The organism is Pasteurellaceae bacterium RH1A (genome assembly GCA_012221805.1).
Taxonomy (GTDB): Bacteria; Pseudomonadota; Gammaproteobacteria; order Enterobacterales; family Pasteurellaceae; genus RH1A.
In genome coordinates, this window is sequence record CP015195.1 from 1,880,144 (window position 1) to 1,898,824 (window position 18,681).

Below are 18,681 nucleotides of genomic sequence, written 5' to 3' on the forward strand. Positions count from 1 at the left end.
AGCTGAAAACCTAGTAGTCTTTTTATTTGTTGTTTCTTGCTTTCTTTGTTTTTGGCTTTTTTATTTCGCCTAAAAACGCTTGAGCGTTGTATAGTTAAGCCTCTCGGGCAATTAGTATCAGTTAGCTCAATGGCTCACACCACTTACACACCTGACCTATCTACGTCGTAGTCTCCAACAACCCTTACTAGCTTATAGCTAGGGAGAACTCATCTCGAGGCAAGTTTCGTGCTTAGATGCTTTCAGCACTTATCTCTTCCGCACTTAGCTACTCGGCAATGCGTCTGGCGACACAACCGAAACACCAGTGGTGCGTTCACTCCGGTCCTCTCGTACTAGGAGCAACCCCTCTCAATTCTCCAACGCCCACGGCAGATAGGGACCGAACTGTCTCACGACGTTCTAAACCCAGCTCGCGTACCACTTTAAATGGCGAACAGCCATACCCTTGGGACCTACTTCAGCCCCAGGATGTGATGAGCCGACATCGAGGTGCCAAACACCGCCGTCGATATGAACTCTTGGGCGGTATCAGCCTGTTATCCCCGGAGTACCTTTTATCCGTTGAGCGATGGCCCTTCCATTCAGAACCACCGGATCACTATGACCTGCTTTCGCACCTGCTCGACTTGTCTGTCTCGCAGTTAAGCTTGCTTATACCATTGCACTAACCTGACGATGTCCGACCGTCATTAGCAAACCTTCGTGCTCCTCCGTTACACTTTGGGAGGAGACCGCCCCAGTCAAACTACCCACCAGACACTGTCCGAGTACGTGTTTCCATACTTCGTTAGAACATCAAACGTTAAAGGGTGGTATTTCAAGGACGACTCCACAATCACTGGCGTGACTGCTTCAAAGGCTCCCACCTATCCTACACATCAAAATTCAATGTTCAGTGTCAAGCTATAGTAAAGGTTCACGGGGTCTTTCCGTCTAGCCGCGGGTACACCGCATCTTCACGGCGATTTCAATTTCACTGAGTCTCGGGTGGAGACAGCCTGGCCATCATTATGCCATTCGTGCAGGTCGGAACTTACCCGACAAGGAATTTCGCTACCTTAGGACCGTTATAGTTACGGCCGCCGTTTACTGGGGCTTCGATCAGGAGCTTCTCTTGCGATAACACCATCAATTAACCTTCCAGCACCGGGCAGGCATCACACCCTATACGTCCACTTTCGTGTTTGCAGAGTGCTGTGTTTTTAATAAACAGTTGCAGCCAGCTGGTATCTTCGACTTACTTCACCTTCGTCCGCAAGGGACTACAATTACGGTAAGCGCACCTTCTCCCGAAGTTACGGTGCTATTTTGCCTAGTTCCTTCACCCGAGTTCTCTCAAGCGCCTGAGTATTCTCTACCTGACCACCTGTGTCGGTTTTCAGTACGGTTTAGATAAACCTGAAGCTTAGTGGCTTTTCCTGGAAGCGTGGTATCAGTTACTTCAGTGCCGTAGCACCTCGTCATCAGTTCTCGGTGTTAAGAGAGTCCGGATTTGCCTAAACTCTCCACCTACCGCCTTAAACAGACATCCAACAGTCTGCTAACCTAACCTTCTCCGTCCCCACATCGCAGTTTATCCAAGTACGGGAATATTAACCCGTTTCCCATCGACTACGCTTTTCAGCCTCGCCTTAGGGGCCGACTCACCCTGCCCCGATTAACGTTGGACAGGAACCCTTGGTCTTCCGGCGAACGAGTTTTTCACTCGTTTTATCGTTACTTATGTCAGCATTCGCACTCGTGATACGTCCAGCAAACCTCTCGATTCACCTTCATCCGCTTACACGACGCTCCCCTACCCAACAGGAGCAACATTAATGATTCTTGTCGGCGCAACCCGACTCACCGTTTTGTTGGCTTGACCAACTCACTCACTTCGTTCGTGAGTTGTTAATCCTAAAAACCATTAATGTTGCTCCTGATGCCGCAGCTTCGGTGACTAATTTTAGCCCCGTTACATCTTCCGCGCAGGCCGACTCGACTAGTGAGCTATTACGCTTTCTTTAAATGGTGGCTGCTTCTAAGCCAACATCCTAGCTGTCTAAGCCTTCCCACTTCGTTTCCCACTTAATTAGTACTTGGGGACCTTAGCTGGCGGTCTGGGTTGTTTCCCTCTTCACGATGGACGTTAGCACCCACCGTGTGTCTCCTGAGTATCACTCTTCGGTATTCGCAGTTTGCATCGGGTTGGTAATCCGGGATGGACCCCTAGCCGAAACAGTGCTCTACCCCGAAGGTGTCCGCTCAAGGCTCTACCTAAATAGATTTCGGGGAGAACCAGCTATCTCCCGGTTTGATTGGCCTTTCACCCCCAGCCACAAGTCATCCGCTAATTTTTCAACATTAGTCGGTTCGGTCCTCCAGTTAGTGTTACCCAACCTTCAACCTGCCCATGGCTAGATCACCGGGTTTCGGGTCTATACCTTGCAACTAGACGCCCAGTTAAGACTCGGTTTCCCTACGGCTCCCCTATTCGGTTAACCTCGCTACAAAATATAAGTCGCTGACCCATTATACAAAAGGTACGCAGTCACCTTGCGGCTCCCACTGCTTGTACGTACACGGTTTCAGGTTCTATTTCACTCCCCTCGCTGGGGTTCTTTTCGCCTTTCCTTCACAGTACTGGTTCACTATCGGTCAATCAGGAGTATTTAGCCTTGGAGGATGGTCCCCCCATCTTCAGACAGGATATCACGTGTCCCGCCCTACTTGTCGTAAGCTTAGTTCCACAATAAGGCTTTCAAGTACGGGGCTATCACCCGCTATGGCCCAGCTTCCCAGCTGATTCCTCTAACCTCACTGCTATAACTTACTGGCTCTTCCACTTTCGCTCGCCGCTACTCACGGAATCTCGGTTGATTTCTTTTCCTCGGGGTACTTAGATGTTTCAGTTCTCCCGGTTTGCCTCTATTGCCTATGTATTCAGCAATAGATAGTAGGTTCTTCACCTACTGGGTTTCCCCATTCGGATATCTTGGATTAAACGCTTCTTATCAACTCATCCAAGCTTTTCGCAGATTAGCACGTCCTTCTTCGCCTCTGATTGCCAAGGCATCCACCGTGTACGCTTAGTCACTTAACTATACAACCTCAAACGCTCTTCTAAGTTCGCTTCGTTTTATCTTAGCTTCACTTTTTCAAACACTTAGGTCTAATTAACAACTAGACTTGAACGCTTTTGTTCGTTCAAGATTTTTACTACTCAGACTTTTTCTTATCCTTTTGATATGTTGATTTCTCTTCATATCGGACTTGAAAGTCTCTTCAGTTTTTCAGCTTGTTTACAAATTTTTAAAGAACAATCAGACAAGGTCTTTCGACCATCATCATTTTTCAATGTTTTAGCTTACATCATTTGGCGCTTGCAAAAATTTCGCATTTTTACTCCGCTTGTAAAACATTCAAAAATGATGACTTGGTGGAGATAAGCGGGATCGAACCGCTGACCTCCTGCGTGCAAGGCAGGCGCTCTCCCAGCTGAGCTATATCCCCAAACATCTTTCCTTCCGGTTTTTCACTCTTCACACTCGCTTTGTTTTACTTCGCTTGGCTTGAGTGGTGGGTCTGAGTGGACTTGAACCACCGACCTCACCCTTATCAGGGGTGCGCTCTAACCACCTGAGCTACAGACCCAAAAGGATGCTTTGTCTTTCCTTCTATCAAACAATCTGTGTGAACACTTGCAGTCGTTCTTGTTTCGGTAAGGAGGTGATCCAACCGCAGGTTCCCCTACGGTTACCTTGTTACGACTTCACCCCAGTCATGAATCATACCGTGGTAAACGCCCTCCCGAAGGTTAAGCTATCTACTTCTGGTACAACCCACTCCCATGGTGTGACGGGCGGTGTGTACAAGGCCCGGGAACGTATTCACCGCAACATTCTGATTTGCGATTACTAGCGATTCCGACTTCATGGAGTCGAGTTGCAGACTCCAATCCGGACTTAGATGCACTTTCTGAGATTCGCTCAACGTCGCCGTCTCGCAGCCCTCTGTATGCACCATTGTAGCACGTGTGTAGCCCTACTCGTAAGGGCCATGATGACTTGACGTCATCCCCACCTTCCTCCAGTTTATCACTGGCAGTCTCCTTTGAGTTCCCATCTTTACATGCTGGCAACAAAGGATAAGGGTTGCGCTCGTTGCGGGACTTAACCCAACATTTCACAACACGAGCTGACGACAGCCATGCAGCACCTGTCTCATAGCTCCCGAAGGCACAGACTCATCTCTGAGTCCTTCTATGGATGTCAAGAGTAGGTAAGGTTCTTCGCGTTGCATCGAATTAAACCACATGCTCCACCGCTTGTGCGGGCCCCCGTCAATTCATTTGAGTTTTAACCTTGCGGCCGTACTCCCCAGGCGGTCGATTTATCACGTTAGCTTCGGGCACCAGAGTCAAACCCCAATCCCCAAATCGACAGCGTTTACAGCGTGGACTACCAGGGTATCTAATCCTGTTTGCTCCCCACGCTTTCGCATCTCAGCGTCAGTATTGTCCCAAGGGGCTGCCTTCGCCTTCGGTATTCCTCCACATCTCTACGCATTTCACCGCTACACGTGGAATTCTACCCCTCCCTAACATACTCTAGCTACCCAGTATGAAATGCAATTCCCAGGTTAAGCCCGGGGCTTTCACATCTCACTTAAGTAACCGCCTACATGCCCTTTACGCCCAGTTATTCCGATTAACGCTCGCACCCTCCGTATTACCGCGGCTGCTGGCACGGAGTTAGCCGGTGCTTCTTCTGTGACTAACGTCAATCGATTAGTCTATTAAACTAACCGCCTTCCTCATCACCGAAAGAACTTTACAACCCGAAGGCCTTCTTCATTCACGCGGCATGGCTGCATCAGGCTTCCGCCCATTGTGCAATATTCCCCACTGCTGCCTCCCGTAGGAGTCTGGACCGTGTCTCAGTTCCAGTGTGGCTGGTCATCCTCTCAGACCAGCTAGAGATCGTCGGCTTGGTAGGCCTTTACCCCACCAACTACCTAATCCCACTTGGGCTCATCTTATGGCATGTGGCCCGAAGGTCCCACACTTTACTCCTAAGAGACTACGCGGTATTAGCGACAGTTTCCCGTCGTTATCCCCCTCCATAAGCCAGATTCCCAAGCATTACTCACCCGTCCGCCACTCGTCAGCAAAGAAGCAAGCTTCTTCCTGCTACCGTTCGACTTGCATGTGTTAAGCCTGCCGCCAGCGTTCAATCTGAGCCATGATCAAACTCTTCAATTCAAAAAGTTTAATCGCTCAATAAACTGCTTAGCTAAAGTTTACATAGTAAATATTAATCCAAAAGAACTAATATCTAATAATGAATTTCTAGTTTAAGCACCTATTAAGACTTCAAAATTAAAATATATTTTTAACAAGTCAATCAACAAGTGCCCACACAGATTGTCTGATATCTTTTTAAAGAGCAAAAAAGAACGACGCACTTGCAGAAAACTGATTTGCAACTGTGCGTCGTTGCGATGGGGCGTATTATAGAGATTTTGGAAATCTTCGCAAGCGTTTTTTGTAAAATTTTTGAAATTTTTCTTGAAAAAGCCTTCTTTTGCCTACATTTAGTGCAAACTGAATAAAACCTCTCCACTCTCCCCATGTAAGCCCCATACAAGCGGATAAATCCTAAAGGAAATTTGCAAATTTCTTGGCCATTTGACCCGCTTGTTGGCCCACAAAAACAAAACCCACCAAGACGGTGGGCTAAGTTTTATTGTTTAGTCGATAATTTGTGGTCTAAGGATAATTTTCCTGCACCAGTAAAAACTAAGACTAAGAAGAAGACAGAGTAAAGTGCTGCAAGCTCACCCTTGTTCAATAGTGGAAGCAATGGGAAGCCATCACTTTGCACGTGGAACAAGTAGGCATAGGCCATTTGGCCTGACAATAAGAAAGCGGTTGGACGGGTGAAAAGGCCTAGAATGATAAAGAGGCCGCCCACGATTTCTAAAATGCCGGCAAGGCCGAAAAGGGAAAAGAGGGCCACGCTGCCGTTTCCACCTGTCATGGACATTGGGAATTCAAAGAATTTTGCCGTACCGTGGAGCAAGAACATATAGCCTGCAACGATACGGGCAATTAAAAAGGCATAAGGGCGCAGTTTGTCTAAAAGTTGGTTCATAAATGATTCCTCGAAAATAGAATATAAAAAAAGAAAAACAGCTGCCCGCTGGCAACTGATGGGTGGCATTATAGCGGAGTTTTTTCATTTGATTATGATCAGTTTACTTAATAAACTATTAAGCCAAAGTGAAGAATAAGGACTCAATATGTACGACTTCAAGGCAATGTCTGTTTTTGCAACGGTAGTTGAACAAGGCTCCATGCAGGCTGCCGCAGACAAACTCAATATGACACCTTCGGCCATTACCCAATCCATTCAAAAGCTGGAAAATCAGTTGCGGATTAAATTGCTGACCCGCACAACCCGCAAACTTTCTCTCACAGAAGCTGGCGAGGCCTTTTATCGCCATACGGCCGATATGCTCAAACAAGCTGAAAAGGCCGTAAAAAGTGTTGAATTGCTCCGTTCCAGCCCCATTGGCGAACTCAATATTGCCTGCGTAACCGGCCTCTTAGATAGTCTCTTGATTAAAGCCTTCAAGCAAATTGTTGATCAACATCTTGATTTCCACCTTAAATTTTATTTTGAAGACAAGGTCATCGATCTTTTAGATCAACGTATTGATATTGCCCTGCGGGCAGGGGATGGTGTGCTACAAGACAATATGATCGCCCGCCACATCTATGATTTTGAATGGGCCATCGTTGCCCATCGTGACTATTTCGCCAGCCGCCCCTTGCCCAACCGCGTTGAGGATTTGGCCGATCTAGATTGGATTAACTTCCTCAACGATCGCTACACCAGCCTGACCTTGCACAATGGTGATAAAAAAGTCCAGATCCAGCCTAATTATCGGGTAACCTGCAACTCCCTCTATTCCAGCCGCCGCTTGACCATGAATGGTTTTGGTCTTTCCATTCAGCCTGTTGATGATGTTAAAGCGGCCCTGGCAAGCGGTGAATTAGTCCAAGTTTTTTGCAACTGGAAACTGCCGCCTGTTCCCCTTTATCTGGTGACCCTCCAGCGGGTGCAGTCTGAAAAAGTCCGTATTGCTTGTGACTTAATTATCCAATATTTCAAAAATCTGCAAATTTAGTCACAAAATTTGCTATTAGCTGCTTGTTTTTTCATTTTTTATGCATTAAATTCCAGTAACATCTTTTTTACACTTAAGGAATTTTTATGACACAAGAACAAGCAGAAAACTCCACCTGGGGTTCAAAATTTAAGGCCATGGGGCCTGGCGTTTTAATGGCCTCCGCCGCCGTGGGTGGCTCACACATTGTGGCCTCCACCCAATCTGGCGCGATTTATGGCTGGCAACTTGCCCTCATTATTATTCTGGCCAATCTCTTTAAATACCCCTTTTTCCGCTTTGGCGCCCAATACACCTTGGCCTCCAACAAAACCCTGCTAGAAGGCTACAAGGAAAAAAGCTACTTCTATTTGCTGATCTTCTTTTTATTGAATATTTTCGCCACCATGATCAACACCGCAGGCGTGGGGATTTTGACAGCAGCCATTCTCAAATTCGCCCTGCCTATGGACTTATCCATCCCCCAACTCAGCACCATTGTGATTGCAAGCACCTGGGGTATTCTCTTACTGGGCAAATACCGCCTCTTAGACGGCATTTCAAAATGGGTGATGACCGCCCTCACCCTTTCCACCGTCACCGCCGTCATCATCGCCTCCTTCAAGGGCAGCGTCATGATGCCTGATTTTGTCGAACCCTCCCCTTGGAACTTGGCCGCCCTAGGCTTTATCGTTGCCCTGATGGGTTGGATGCCAGCGCCAATTGAAATTTCAGCGGTAAACTCTATGTGGGTGGTGGCCAAAAGACGGGTAAACAAGGTCAGCTACAAGGATGGGATTTTCGACTTTAACGTGGGCTATATCGGCACGGCAATTCTGGCCATCGTCTTCTTGGCCTTGGGGGCGCTTATCCAATACGGTTCGGGCGAAGCTGTCGAGCGTGCGGGCGCCAAGTACATCGGCCAGCTGATTAATATGTATGCCTATGCCATCGGCGACTGGTCCAAACTCCTGATTGCTTTTATCGCCTTTATGTGTATGTTCGGCACCACCATCACGGTGATTGACGGCTATTCCCGTGCGAATGCGGAAGCCTTCCGCCTCCTAACCAATAAGAAAGAAAGCTCACAAATGCAGCTCAACCTATGGATGACCTTGGCCGCGGCCTCAGGTATTATCATCATCGGTGGCTTTATGAGTGATGTGGCCGCCATGCTTAACCTGGCCATGATTTGCTCCTTTGTCTCCGCCCCAATTTTCGCCTGGCTCAACCTTTCCTTGGTCACCCAGGGCGAACACCGCGTGCGGGGCGGCCTCTACTGGCTCTCCATCATCGGCCTGATTTATCTCTCAGCCTTCACCCTGCTCTTTATTGCCTATTACTTTAAGTTGATTGGCTAAGCCCAAAAGACAAGCGGTGCAAAAAAGTCTATTTTTTGCACCGCTTGTGATCTCAGCCCTTATTCTGTTGGGGCAATTTCCTCAGCTGGTACTTGCTCATCTAAACTCTGCTCTGATTTTTCATTCTTATTTTCCTTAGGCAGGGTCAAGGCATCCCAAACACTAGGTTTCTCAGCTACGCTGCCGCAGTAGCTTTGGCCTTTTTGCACCCAAACGGGGATTTTTCTAGCGCTATCACAATGCCAAGAACCGTAGGAGTTAATGCCTACCCATTGGATATTCTTGCTACTTGGGAGCTTAAAGGCCGTCGGCTCTGCCCGTTCCAAATATTGTTTATAAACAAAGAGGGCGCCACTTGAACCCGTTAAATGGGTGTCGGTGTTGTTGTCCTTACCCAGCCAAACGGTGGTTACATGCTGGCCATCCACGCCAACAAACCAGGTATCCCGTGCATTATTGGTGGTGCCTGTTTTGCCTGCTAATTTGAGTGGAGCAAACTTCTCTTGCAGGCTGCGAGCCGTCCCCCGCTCCACTACCTGCTGCATGGCATACATGGTTTCAATGGCCGCTTCTTCAGGCAAGACCTGTTGGCTGGCCAGCTCCTCATCCCGCTGGTAGAACATTTCGCCATTGTGGGTAATGATGGCCTCAATAGTGGTCAGGGGCACCTTTTTCCCTGTGTTAGCAATCACCTGATAGGACTTGGTCACATCATAAGGCGAAATGGAATAAGAACCCAAAAGCGTGGCTGGATAAGGCGGAATGGTGGCCTTGTCCCAACCCATTTCTTTTTGCTTGGCAATCACCTTCTTCAGCCCCACCTTCATCCCAATATTGACCGTTGGAATGTTAAGCGAACGCACCAAGGCATCCATGAGCATGACCGAGCCGCTGGTCTTGCGATCGTAGTTGCGAGGTGTCCAGGCCGTTTTGCCCACATAAATGGTGCGAGTTTGGTTTTGAATAGGCGTATTTAAACGGAAATCCTGGGGTTGGCTAAGTGCAATGGCATAAATAGAGGGCTTGACCAAGGAACCAATCTGACGCTGGGACTGAATAGCCCGGTTAAAGCCAGCAAACTGGGTCTGCACTCCGCCCACCACGGCCCGCACCTTGCCCGTGCGATATTCAGCCACTACAATGGCAGACTGCAAGTCCTTGATTTTCTTACTGGAATTTTCCAACTCAGCCACCCCATTAATCACAGCCAGTTCAGCTGAACGCTGTTGCTTAGGATCGAAGGTGGTAAAGATTTTGGCCCCTGACAAATTAGCCGCCTTGGCCTCACCCAGCTCTTCCCGCAAAGACATATTAAGGGCCTGCATAAAGGCCGGCTGTTGGCGGTAGATACTGCCCTTTTCCTTAACACCAAGCGGTCTGGCACTAAGCAATTCATACAATTCTTGATTGATAACATGATGATCCAGCAAGAGCCTTAAGACCACATTGCGGCGATCAACGGCTGCCTGTGGGTTCCGCCAAGGGTTATAAAGAGATGGCCCCTTGACCAAGCCCACGAGGAGGGCGATCTGATCCAGACTGATTTCCTGAATCGGGCGGCCAAAATAGAACTGGCTGGCCAGGGCAAAACCGTGAATTTGGTAACTGCCGTTTTGGCCCAGGTAAATCTCGTTGAGATAGGTTTCCAGAATGCGGTTCTTGTCATAACGAAAGTCCAGGATCAGGGACATTAGGGCTTCGTTGGCCTTACGGGTGTAGGAACGCTCGCTGGTTAAAAAGAGGTTTTTGACCAGCTGCTGGGTCAGGGTACTAGCGCCTTGAACGGTTCTACCGGCCTGATGATTGGCCACCAAGGCACGAGCAATGCCCAACAAACTAATCCCGTCATGCTCAAAGAAACGGCGGTCTTCGGTCAATAAAAGCGCTTCAATCAAGAGCCTTGGATAGTTTTGTAGCTTGAGAGCCTGGCGTTCTTCATCATTGTCTGAATGCAGCATGGCAATCAGTTTCGGGTCTAGGCGAAATTCCTCAATGGCCTTGCCCTGAACCAAGTCTTCAATCCGAGCGAGTCTTCCTTCAATAAAACGCAAACGCAGAACCCGCTGGGCTTCAGGGGTTTCAGGGAATTGGAAGGCGCGGCGAAGAAGCACAATGGAATTGTCCTCCTCAATTTTGAAATCACCTGGATTGACCACCAGATTGACCTGACGATAACCATAGTCCAACAGGGCCAATTTGACGGTTTCTAGGTTGGGGCTGTCTTGCAGGCGAACTGATTCAATGCGCGCATAAACTTCTGCCGGCAACTGCCAAACCTGGCCATCCATTTTAGACCGAATCCGGCCGTCTAGGTAAATGCCGTAAAAGGCCACATAGGCCAGCGCAATTAAGATTAACTTAAAGCAGGTTGGAATAAAATAGGGCTTGCGTTTGGGCTTAGGCTCTGGCGCCTCTTGAGCCTCTTCTTTTTGGGCCTGTGGCAGAGGGCGCTCTTCAGGGTTATTATCTAGGCTTATCTCGTGATTTTCTGACATGGTATATTTTTCAAACTCATATTAAGCGGGTTATTTTACCCCTGATTGCCAGCTTTTAACAGCCTTACTGTTAATCTTGCCACCGCACATAGCCGATTTTGTTCATCGGATAAATCTATCTGCCAAACCTGCTGGCCCTTACCTAAGTGAACTGGGCGGGCTTTTGCAAAAACCTGGCCTTTTTTAACCGCTTGCAGGTGGCTGATGTTCAGCTCTGTGCCGACAGGGATTTCATCTTCCACACTTAACATAGCCGCTGCCGAGGCCACCGTTTCAGCAAGGGTGGCTGAAATCCCACCATGCAAGAGGCCAAAGGGCTGAGTGGTTCGGCTATCTACACTTAGGCAGGCTACCAAGTAATCCTCGCCCTGCTCGCAAAACTCAATGCCCAAATGGGAAACAGCCGAGTTCTGACAGAGTTGGTTGAGGGCTTGGAGAGTAGTTGTTTTTTTCCAGATCATAATGCTTATTTCTTAATTGATTTATTCTAGGCCGCTCTTCCTATCAAGGGCCTACCGCCCCTTCAACATAGCCATAAGATTGGCCACATTCGTGCTGACCTTGTCCACCTTTTGGCTTTCGGTCAGCTGAGGTTTATCCCTTTCCCAGAGTAAATCGTCTTGGGGCAGTTCCAGCAAAAATCGGCTGACTTCGGGTTTAATGATTTCTCCATACTGGCGGCGTTCCTTACAAAGGGAAAAGGTCAGGGTCTGCTGGGCCCTTGTAATGCCCACATAAGCCAAGCGGCGTTCTTCCTCAATGTTGTCTTCATCGATGCTGGTTTGGTGGGGCAGAATCCCCTCCTCCATACCGATTAAAAAGACGTGGGGAAACTCCAGGCCCTTGGAGGCGTGCAGGGTCATAAGCTGAACTTGATCGCTTTCGTCATCGTCCTCTCCCCGCTCCAGCATATCCCTCAAGGTTAAACGAGTAACCACTTGACTTAGGCTCATAGGCTCGTTGATTTCATCGCCCTCTAACATACCTTCCACCCACTCAAAGAGGGTTTGGACATTGCGGCTCTGCATTTCGGCGGCCTTGGGGTTGTTGGCCGTTTCGTAGAGGTAGGCCTCGTACTGAATACCGGCTAATAAGTCCTTAATTGCAGATTGTGGCTCAGATCGCACTGCTTGATCAGACAGTTCGACAATCCAACGGGCAAAGTCCTGCAAGGCCTGGTAGGGGCGGGGGCTGAGTCGCTGAATCAGTTCAAATTCAAAAATGGCCTCAAAGAGGCTGATGTGCTTTTCATTAGCCAAAAGCCCCAGTTTTTCCAGGGTAACGGCCCCAATTTCCCGCTTGGGCGTGTTCACAATGCGTAAAAAAGCGGCATCGTCATCTTGGTTTACCAGCAGCCGCAGGTAGGCCATCATGTCCTTGATTTCAGTGCGAGAGAAGAAGGAGGTGCCGCCCGAAATCTTGTAGGGAATGCGGTTCTGCATCAGCAGTTTTTCCAAGAGGCGGGACTGGTGGTTGCCCCGATAGAGGATGGCATAGTCCTTGTACTTGGTCTTGCGGGAAAAGCGGTGGGCAATCAGCTCGCCCACAATCCGCTCGGCCTCGTGTTCCTCGTTCTTGGCCTCGATCACGCCCAGCTTTTCGCCCTGGCCCAGGTTGGAAAAGAGTTTTTTATCGAAGACGTGATCGTTGTTGTCGATCAGAATATTGGCACAGTGCAAGATCCGCTGGCTGGAACGGTAGTTCTGCTCCAGTTTAATAACCTTGAGATTGGGGAAATCATCCCGTAGCCGCACCATATTTTCAGGTCGAGCCCCCCGCCAGGAATAGATGGACTGATCGTCATCGCCCACCACGGTAAAATTGCCCTGGCTGCCGACTAAAAGTTTAATCAGCTCATACTGGCTGGTGTTGGTATCCTGGTATTCGTCCACGAGGAGATAACGGATCTTGTTCTGCCAACGTTCCCGAGCCTCTTGGTTCTGGCGAAAAAGCAGGGTGGGCAACATAATCAGATCGTCAAAATCCAGGGCATTGTAGGCCCGAAGCTGGTTTTGGTAGAGCTGGTAGAAATGGGAAAAGACCCGCTCCCGCTCGTCCCGAACACGGCTGATGACCATGTCAGGCGAAAGCAGGTCATTCTTCCAGTTGGAAATGGTAGAAATCAGGGCCTTGAGCAAGTCCTTGTCCTCGGTCACATTTTCAGGCAGGAGGTGTTTGAGCAGGGCCATTTGATCGTGCTCGTCAAAGAGGGTCATTCCCGACTTAAAGCCCAGAGCCTTGTATTCTTTTTTTAGAATATCGAAGCCCAGGGTGTGGAAGGTGGAAATGGTCAGGCCCTTGCTGGCCTCCTTGCCGATAGAATGGGCCACCCGCTCCCGCATTTCACGGGCGGCCTTGTTGGTGAAGGTCACAGCCGCAATGTTTTTGGGCGAGTAACCACAGGCGGAGATTAAGTGGGCGATTTTGTTAATAATGACCCGAGTCTTTCCCGAGCCAGCCCCGGCCAGGACTAGGCAAGCACCTTGAATATAGTGGACGGCCGATTCTTGTTGAGGGTTGAGTTTCATGCTTTAAATAAGGGACTAAGATTGGGGGCAAGGATAGAGAAAAAACCAGGCCTTGGCAATGGGGGAAATTTGTAAGTTTTGGGGCGTTTTGAGCCGCTTGAGTAACAATTGTGTGCTGGCGCCAGCCTCTAGGCTGGTGCCCTATATATCAAAGTCTTATCAGCACCAGCGTGGACGCTGGCGCTATCTTTTAGATCATGAACGCTTACGATCAATGGCTTCTAACAACTCAATCACCTTCGGATGAGCAAAAATCTCCTCCGTGGTGGCAGACAGTTTCCGCCGCCAGTTTGGATATTCGGTGCTGGTGCCAGGGATGTTGACAGGGTCGTACATATTGAGCCAGTCCTCTGGTTGCGTACCGAAAAGCACACTGTTGGTATCGGCCACATAGGTTTGGAGCTGGTGGGTGAAGTTGATACCAATGCCCCACTCGTCTGGCTCCAGATCCTGCACGGCTTCCACCGCTTTACGGATCTTGCCCTTGTTTTCGTGGCGGGTTTTCTTAAGCATTTCCAGCACTTCTGGGTTTGGATAGACCCCAAATTGCTCGCCCAGCTCGAAATCGTGGCACTTCCAATAGCCCTGCACGGTTGGCAGATCGTGGGTGCTGAGGGTGGTCATGGCCTGGTAAGGGTAGTCGGCCAGTGGCTTGCTGCCCTGCTCGTCCCACTCAAAATAGAAGATGTTGTAGGCCAAAATGCCCTTGGCTTCTAGGGTTTCTAGCATACCTTCAGGCACGGTTCCCAGGGCTTCGGCAATGATCAAGCATTGGTGGCGTTGGCTCTCTAAAGCCAAGATTGAAAGCAAGTCTTCCAGCAGATAACGCACATAAACGCCATCTTTGGCACTCTCGCCTTTTGCCACCCACCACATACGGGCAAAGCCTAGGATATGGTCAATTCGCAGAGCACCGCAGTTTTTCATATTGGCACGCAGTAAATCAATATAAGGCTGGTAACCACGGGCCTGTAGGACTTCAGGGTGCATAGGCGATAAGCCCCAGTTTTGACCTTGTGGGCCAAGAATATCAGGCGGTGCACCGACAGAAGCCCCTAGCACAAAGAGTTCCCGATCTGCCCAGGTTTCTGCCCCGTTATCGGCCACACCTACGGCCAAATCACGGTAGAAGCCAATCGGCATCTTGAGATCACGAGCTAACTGGTTACATTCGGCCAACTGCTCAGCCGCTACAAATTGCAGCCACATATAGAAGCGAACCAAGTCTGCCTGCTCTACTTGGAAGGCTTTGACGGCTGGCGATTGGTAGCTTTGGTATTCCTCTGCCCAAGAGCTCCAGCCCCATTGTCCTTCAAACTGATCAGACAACCATTGATGAAGGGCATCGAAAGTACCTTGCACCTTGAGCGATTCGCCCCCCTCAGCAATAAAAGCCTCGAAAGCGGTTTGATCTTGTGCAGAAAATGCCTCAAAGGCCAGTTTTAAGCCGTAGAGTTTGGTTTTAAGGACTTGGGTGTAATCCACATAATCTTTGGCTCTAGCCTCGCCCAAGATCCATTGGGTTTCAGGCGAATAGAACCAGCTTTGAGCTGCTTCTGACTGCTGGAAGGCAGGAATGGCGTTTACGTCAATATAGACAATATTCTGCCAAAGCCGTGAAGACGGGCTATAAGGGCTGGCCCCCTCTGGGTTGGCTGGGAAGAGGGCGTGAATCGGGTTCAGCCCCACAAAGTCCCCGCCTTTTTGAGCAAGTTTGGTCAAAAATTCTTTCAGATCACCAAAATCTCCAATTCCCCAGTTGCGGTTGGAACGCAGGGTGTAGAGTTGCAGGATAGAACCCCAAAGTTTTTGCTTGGCCTGGATTTCAGGGATTTGGTAGGCGGTTTGAGGGGTAACGATCAGACGGCACTGTGCAGTTCCCACGCTTAAAGTGTGGTAGCCAAGAGGGAGATCGAGCGGTAAATTCACGGCATTTTTGCTGATTTTTCCCTTGAGGTTAGCCCCACTTTCTAGGCTGATTTGCCACTCGGTCGGTTTTTTCTTGGCGTTTTTTGCAAAATTCAGGGCTAATTCAACCGCTTGTTTTTCTTGGATAACCTTTACAGGGGGCAAAAGGCCTTGTTTATGCGGTTGGCCTAGGAGATCGGAAATTTTTTGGGTAACGGCTTCATCAGCGAAAACCTTTTCGCCACGCTCGTCAAAGAAATAAGGGGTTAAAAGAGGGTGTGTCATAGTTACTGCCTTATGATTTTCCCCCGTCCCCTCCCCCGCTTGCGGGGGAGGGCTAGGGTGGGGGGACTAATTAAAAAAATTATTTGTTAATCTTCGGGTAAAATTTTAAGGATTTTGGTTCCGCTTGTATTGTTCTTGAGCTTCGCTCAATCCCCCCACCCTAACCCTCCCCCGCAAGCGGGGGAGGGGATCATTTTTCGCTCCCCCTGCTTGCGAGGGGAGCTGCCTAAGGCTGAGGGGGAAACTTCTATCCCTTCACCCCACCAGAAGTCAATCCACCAACTAACCAGCGTTGGGCGAGGATAAAGACCACGGTAATCGGGATGGCGGAGAGAATGGCGGCTGCGGCAAAGTCACCCCAGAGGTAGTTTTGTGGGTGGAGGTATTGCTGCATACCAACTGCTAGGGTGTAGTTTTCCACATCTCGCAAGAGCAAGGAGGCCACAGGCACTTCGATGATGGAGGAGATAAAGGAAAGGATAAAGACCACGGCTAGAATTGGCACGGAAAGTGGCAATAAAATCAAGCGGAAGGTCTGCCATGGGGTTGCACCATCAAGTGAAGCCGCTTCTTCTAGGGATTTATCGATGGTTTCAAAGTAGCCCTTGATGGTCCATACATGCATGGCGATCCCACCTAAATAGGCAAAGATCACGCCACCGTGGGTATTTAATCCCAAAAACGGAATGTAGTCGCTTAAACGGTCAAAGAGGGCATATAAGGCCACTAAGGACAGCACTGCCGGGAACATTTGGAAAATCAGCATGGATTTCAAAAGCATACTCTTACCCGCAAAACGCAGGCGGGCAAAGGCGTAGGCCGCTGTGGTGGACAGGGCCAAGGTAATGATGGCTGTGATGGTGGCCACTTTTACCGAGTTCCAGAGCCATAAGAGCACAGGGAAAGGCGGTGGGGTGACCGTGCCATCAGCGTGGGTAACACTTATACCCAGGGCCAACTGCCAGTGCTCAAAGGAGATCTGACTTGGGATCAGTTCCCCCAGGGCCAGGTTGCCTGGCCGGAGGGAAATGCCCAAGATCATGAGCATAGGGAACATAATCAGGGCACAAAATGCAATCAAAAAGAAGTGGGTTGCAAAGAGCCGCGTTTTCATGGATTTAGGTTGTACGATAGCCATAGTATTCACCTTTTGTAGGGTGGGCATCCCTGCCCACCGTATTTCATTGTAATGTATGGAACAGAAATACCCTCTGTTATTTTTGGTGGGCAAGGATGCCCACCCTACTAGTCTTGAGACAATTTGGTCAAGCGGATTTGGAAGAGTGCCATAATGCTGACCAGTAAGAAGATAATCACTGCAATGGCGGCAGCGAGGCCGAAGTCTTGTGTGCCACTGCCCTCAAAGGCGATACGGTAGGTATAGCTTACAAGCAAGTCAGTATGGCCGGCTGGCGTGGTGGTGCCTACCATATTCGGGCCACCCATGGTTAAGAGCTGGATAAGCACGAAGTTATTGAAGTTAAAGGCAAAGCTGGCAATCATTAGTGGCATAAGCGGCTTGATAAGAAGCGGCATGGTGATCTTGCTAAAGTTCTGCCAGACACTGGCCCCATCAATGGCCGAGGCTTCATAGAGGTCAGTCGGGATGGCCTTGAGCAAGCCCATGCAGACGATCATCATGTAAGGATAGCCCAACCAGGTATTGACGATAAGTAGCATCACTTTTGCTAATGTTGGGTCGTTAAACCACTCTGGGCGAATGCCGAAGAGGTTGTCTAAAATCAGGTTGATTTCCCCGAAGCTCTGGTTAAAGAGCCCCTTAAAGACCAGGATGGAGATAAAGCCCGGCACCGCATAAGGCAGAATGAGGAGCAAACGATAAACGGCCTTACCCTTGAGGGCTTCCCATTGCACCAGTGAGGCGAAAATCATGCCCAGCATTGTTGTGAAAAGCACGGTGAGGAAGGCGAAAATCACTGTCCAAACAAAGATCTTAACGAAAGGCTCTTGCACGCCCTTGTCAGTCAGGATTTTGACAAAGTTGTTCCAGCCCACACCCACGGTAAAGCCTGGTTCTAGGCGTTCGCCAACAAAGTTACCCTGGTCGTCAATTTCTTGGAAGAAGCCAGTTTCGTAATTAGGGCGGTAGGTTTTGCCTGTTTCGAGGTTGGTCAAATCCTGCATGCTGTCTTCAAATTTGTAGCGAGGTTTTTGCTCGGAGAATTGACGCAATGAACTCATGGAAAGCATTTCTTGGCTTGGTAAAACCACCTGAATGCCTTGTAAGAATTTGCGGTTTTGGGTAATCACTCTAAGAGGTGCAACTGCGGTTTCTGGCAGGGCTTGAACTTCCTTCACTTCCAAATCACCGCTTACTTCGCTTAAAACAAGCGGGTCAGACAGGTAATTTTTTTGCACAGAAGGTTGAGAAAGGGCGATTTGATAGCGGTTGTCGCCCGCTTCAAAAAGTTTAAAATCCAGCTTTTCGCCGGCCGAATAACGTTGGCTTTGCAATTGTTTAAGGACTTGTTCAAAGCTGAGCTGGTTGGAACCGCTGTAGTTGGTAAAGGCAATAACCACGGTGCAAAGGAGCGGAAAGAGGACGAAGATCCCCATGGCCGATACGCCAGGGTAGACATAACGCCAGCGGTAGGTTCTTTCGCTCGAAAAAACGTAGATACCAGAGGTGACCACCACTAAGACTAGGAGTGCGAAGAGGATTTCGCCTTGGAGGTAGATGGTGAAAACCAAGTAGAAAGCCAAGAGGTAGCAAAGGGCGACAAAGGCTCGTTTGACCCAAGGGCTGGAAGTGGGTAAGGAGGTGATTGGTTGCATAGGGTGTTCCTTACAAAGTAGATAAGTGTGGTGAGCGAGAAATACGCTGGATAAGTTCCCCTCTTTAGAAAAGAGGGGTTAGGGGAGATTTGACAGTCTCGCTCAAAGCTCGATCTTAAATAATGCAAATTTTTAGGATTTTTGATCCGCTTG

At 49.1% G+C, this 18,681-nt stretch carries 9 protein-coding genes, 2 tRNA genes and 2 rRNA genes; 2 read left to right on the plus strand and 11 right to left on the minus strand.

Going from position 1 to position 18,681, the window contains the following annotated elements:
• Positions 1-74: 74 nt before the first annotated feature.
• The 5 genes from A4G20_08875 to A4G20_08895 all read right to left on the minus strand — a co-directional run bounded on the left by A4G20_08875 (position 75) and on the right by A4G20_08895 (position 6,137).
• Positions 75-3,092 (minus strand): 23S ribosomal RNA (locus A4G20_08875).
• A gap of 327 nt (positions 3,093-3,419) precedes the next feature.
• A tRNA-Ala gene (locus A4G20_08880) sits at positions 3,420-3,495 on the minus strand.
• A 64-nt stretch (positions 3,496-3,559) separates the two neighbouring features.
• Positions 3,560-3,636: transfer RNA gene (locus tag A4G20_08885), tRNA-Ile, on the minus strand.
• Positions 3,637-3,702: 66 nt separating this feature from the next.
• Positions 3,703-5,247, minus strand: a 16S ribosomal RNA gene (locus A4G20_08890).
• The 16S and 23S rRNA genes sit together here with 2 tRNA genes alongside, the layout of an rRNA operon.
• A 479-nt stretch (positions 5,248-5,726) precedes the next feature.
• Complete coding sequence (locus A4G20_08895) at positions 5,727-6,137, minus strand: hypothetical protein (GenBank protein QIW16441.1); 411 nt, start codon at positions 6,135-6,137, stop codon at positions 5,727-5,729.
• Between the two features lie 148 nt (positions 6,138-6,285).
• Between A4G20_08895 and A4G20_08900 the strand changes: the two genes are divergently transcribed.
• Both A4G20_08900 and A4G20_08905 read left to right on the plus strand, forming a co-directional pair.
• A complete protein-coding gene (locus A4G20_08900; GenBank protein ID QIW16442.1) occupies positions 6,286-7,176 on the plus strand; it encodes a transcriptional regulator in 891 nt (296 codons plus the stop codon).
• A gap of 86 nt (positions 7,177-7,262) precedes the next feature.
• The gene (locus A4G20_08905) at positions 7,263-8,516 is read left to right on the plus strand and encodes a hypothetical protein (protein ID QIW16443.1); all 1,254 of its coding nucleotides are present in this window, start codon (positions 7,263-7,265) and stop codon (positions 8,514-8,516) included.
• Positions 8,517-8,575: 59 nt separating this feature from the next.
• Here the strand turns inward: A4G20_08905 and A4G20_08910 are convergent, their stop codons facing one another.
• The 6 genes from A4G20_08910 to malF all read right to left on the minus strand — a co-directional run bounded on the left by A4G20_08910 (position 8,576) and on the right by malF (position 18,528).
• Positions 8,576-10,960 carry a penicillin-binding protein 1B gene (locus tag A4G20_08910; protein QIW16889.1) on the minus strand — a complete coding sequence of 795 codons (2,385 nt, stop codon included), beginning with the start codon at positions 10,958-10,960 and terminating at the stop codon, positions 8,576-8,578.
• An 86-nt stretch (positions 10,961-11,046) separates the two neighbouring features.
• Positions 11,047-11,472: an esterase gene (locus A4G20_08915; GenBank protein ID QIW16444.1), complete on the minus strand. Its 426-nt coding sequence runs from the start codon at positions 11,470-11,472 to the stop codon at positions 11,047-11,049.
• Between the two features lie 51 nt (positions 11,473-11,523).
• Complete coding sequence (locus A4G20_08920) at positions 11,524-13,539, minus strand: ATP-dependent DNA helicase Rep (protein ID QIW16445.1); 2,016 nt, start codon at positions 13,537-13,539, stop codon at positions 11,524-11,526.
• Between the two features lie 195 nt (positions 13,540-13,734).
• Complete coding sequence (locus A4G20_08925) at positions 13,735-15,732, minus strand: 4-alpha-glucanotransferase (GenBank protein ID QIW16446.1); 1,998 nt, start codon at positions 15,730-15,732, stop codon at positions 13,735-13,737.
• Between the two features lie 247 nt (positions 15,733-15,979).
• On the minus strand, positions 15,980-16,870 hold the full coding sequence (malG, locus tag A4G20_08930; GenBank protein QIW16447.1) for a maltose transporter permease: 891 nt from the start codon (positions 16,868-16,870) through the stop codon (positions 15,980-15,982).
• Positions 16,871-16,977: 107 nt separating this feature from the next.
• Positions 16,978-18,528, minus strand: coding sequence for a maltose transporter (malF, locus tag A4G20_08935; GenBank protein ID QIW16448.1), 1,551 nt, complete (start codon positions 18,526-18,528; stop codon positions 16,978-16,980).
• Between the last annotated feature and the right edge of the window lie 153 nt (positions 18,529-18,681).

Bases quoted from the DNA above. Each gene is read 5' to 3' on its own strand.
- malF (QIW16448.1), bottom strand. From the start codon at position 18,528: ATGCAACCAATCACCTCCTTACCCACTTCCAGCCCTTGGGTCAAACGA.
- A4G20_08900 (QIW16442.1), top strand. From the start codon at position 6,286: ATGTACGACTTCAAGGCAATGTCTGTTTTTGCAACGGTAGTTGAACAA.
- malG (QIW16447.1), bottom strand. From the start codon at position 16,870: ATGGCTATCGTACAACCTAAATCCATGAAAACGCGGCTCTTTGCAACC.
- A4G20_08920 (QIW16445.1), bottom strand. From the start codon at position 13,539: ATGAAACTCAACCCTCAACAAGAATCGGCCGTCCACTATATTCAAGGT.
- A4G20_08915 (QIW16444.1), bottom strand. From the start codon at position 11,472: ATGATCTGGAAAAAAACAACTACTCTCCAAGCCCTCAACCAACTCTGT.
- A4G20_08905 (QIW16443.1), top strand. From the start codon at position 7,263: ATGACACAAGAACAAGCAGAAAACTCCACCTGGGGTTCAAAATTTAAG.
- A4G20_08895 (QIW16441.1), bottom strand. From the start codon at position 6,137: ATGAACCAACTTTTAGACAAACTGCGCCCTTATGCCTTTTTAATTGCC.
- A4G20_08925 (QIW16446.1), bottom strand. From the start codon at position 15,732: ATGACACACCCTCTTTTAACCCCTTATTTCTTTGACGAGCGTGGCGAA.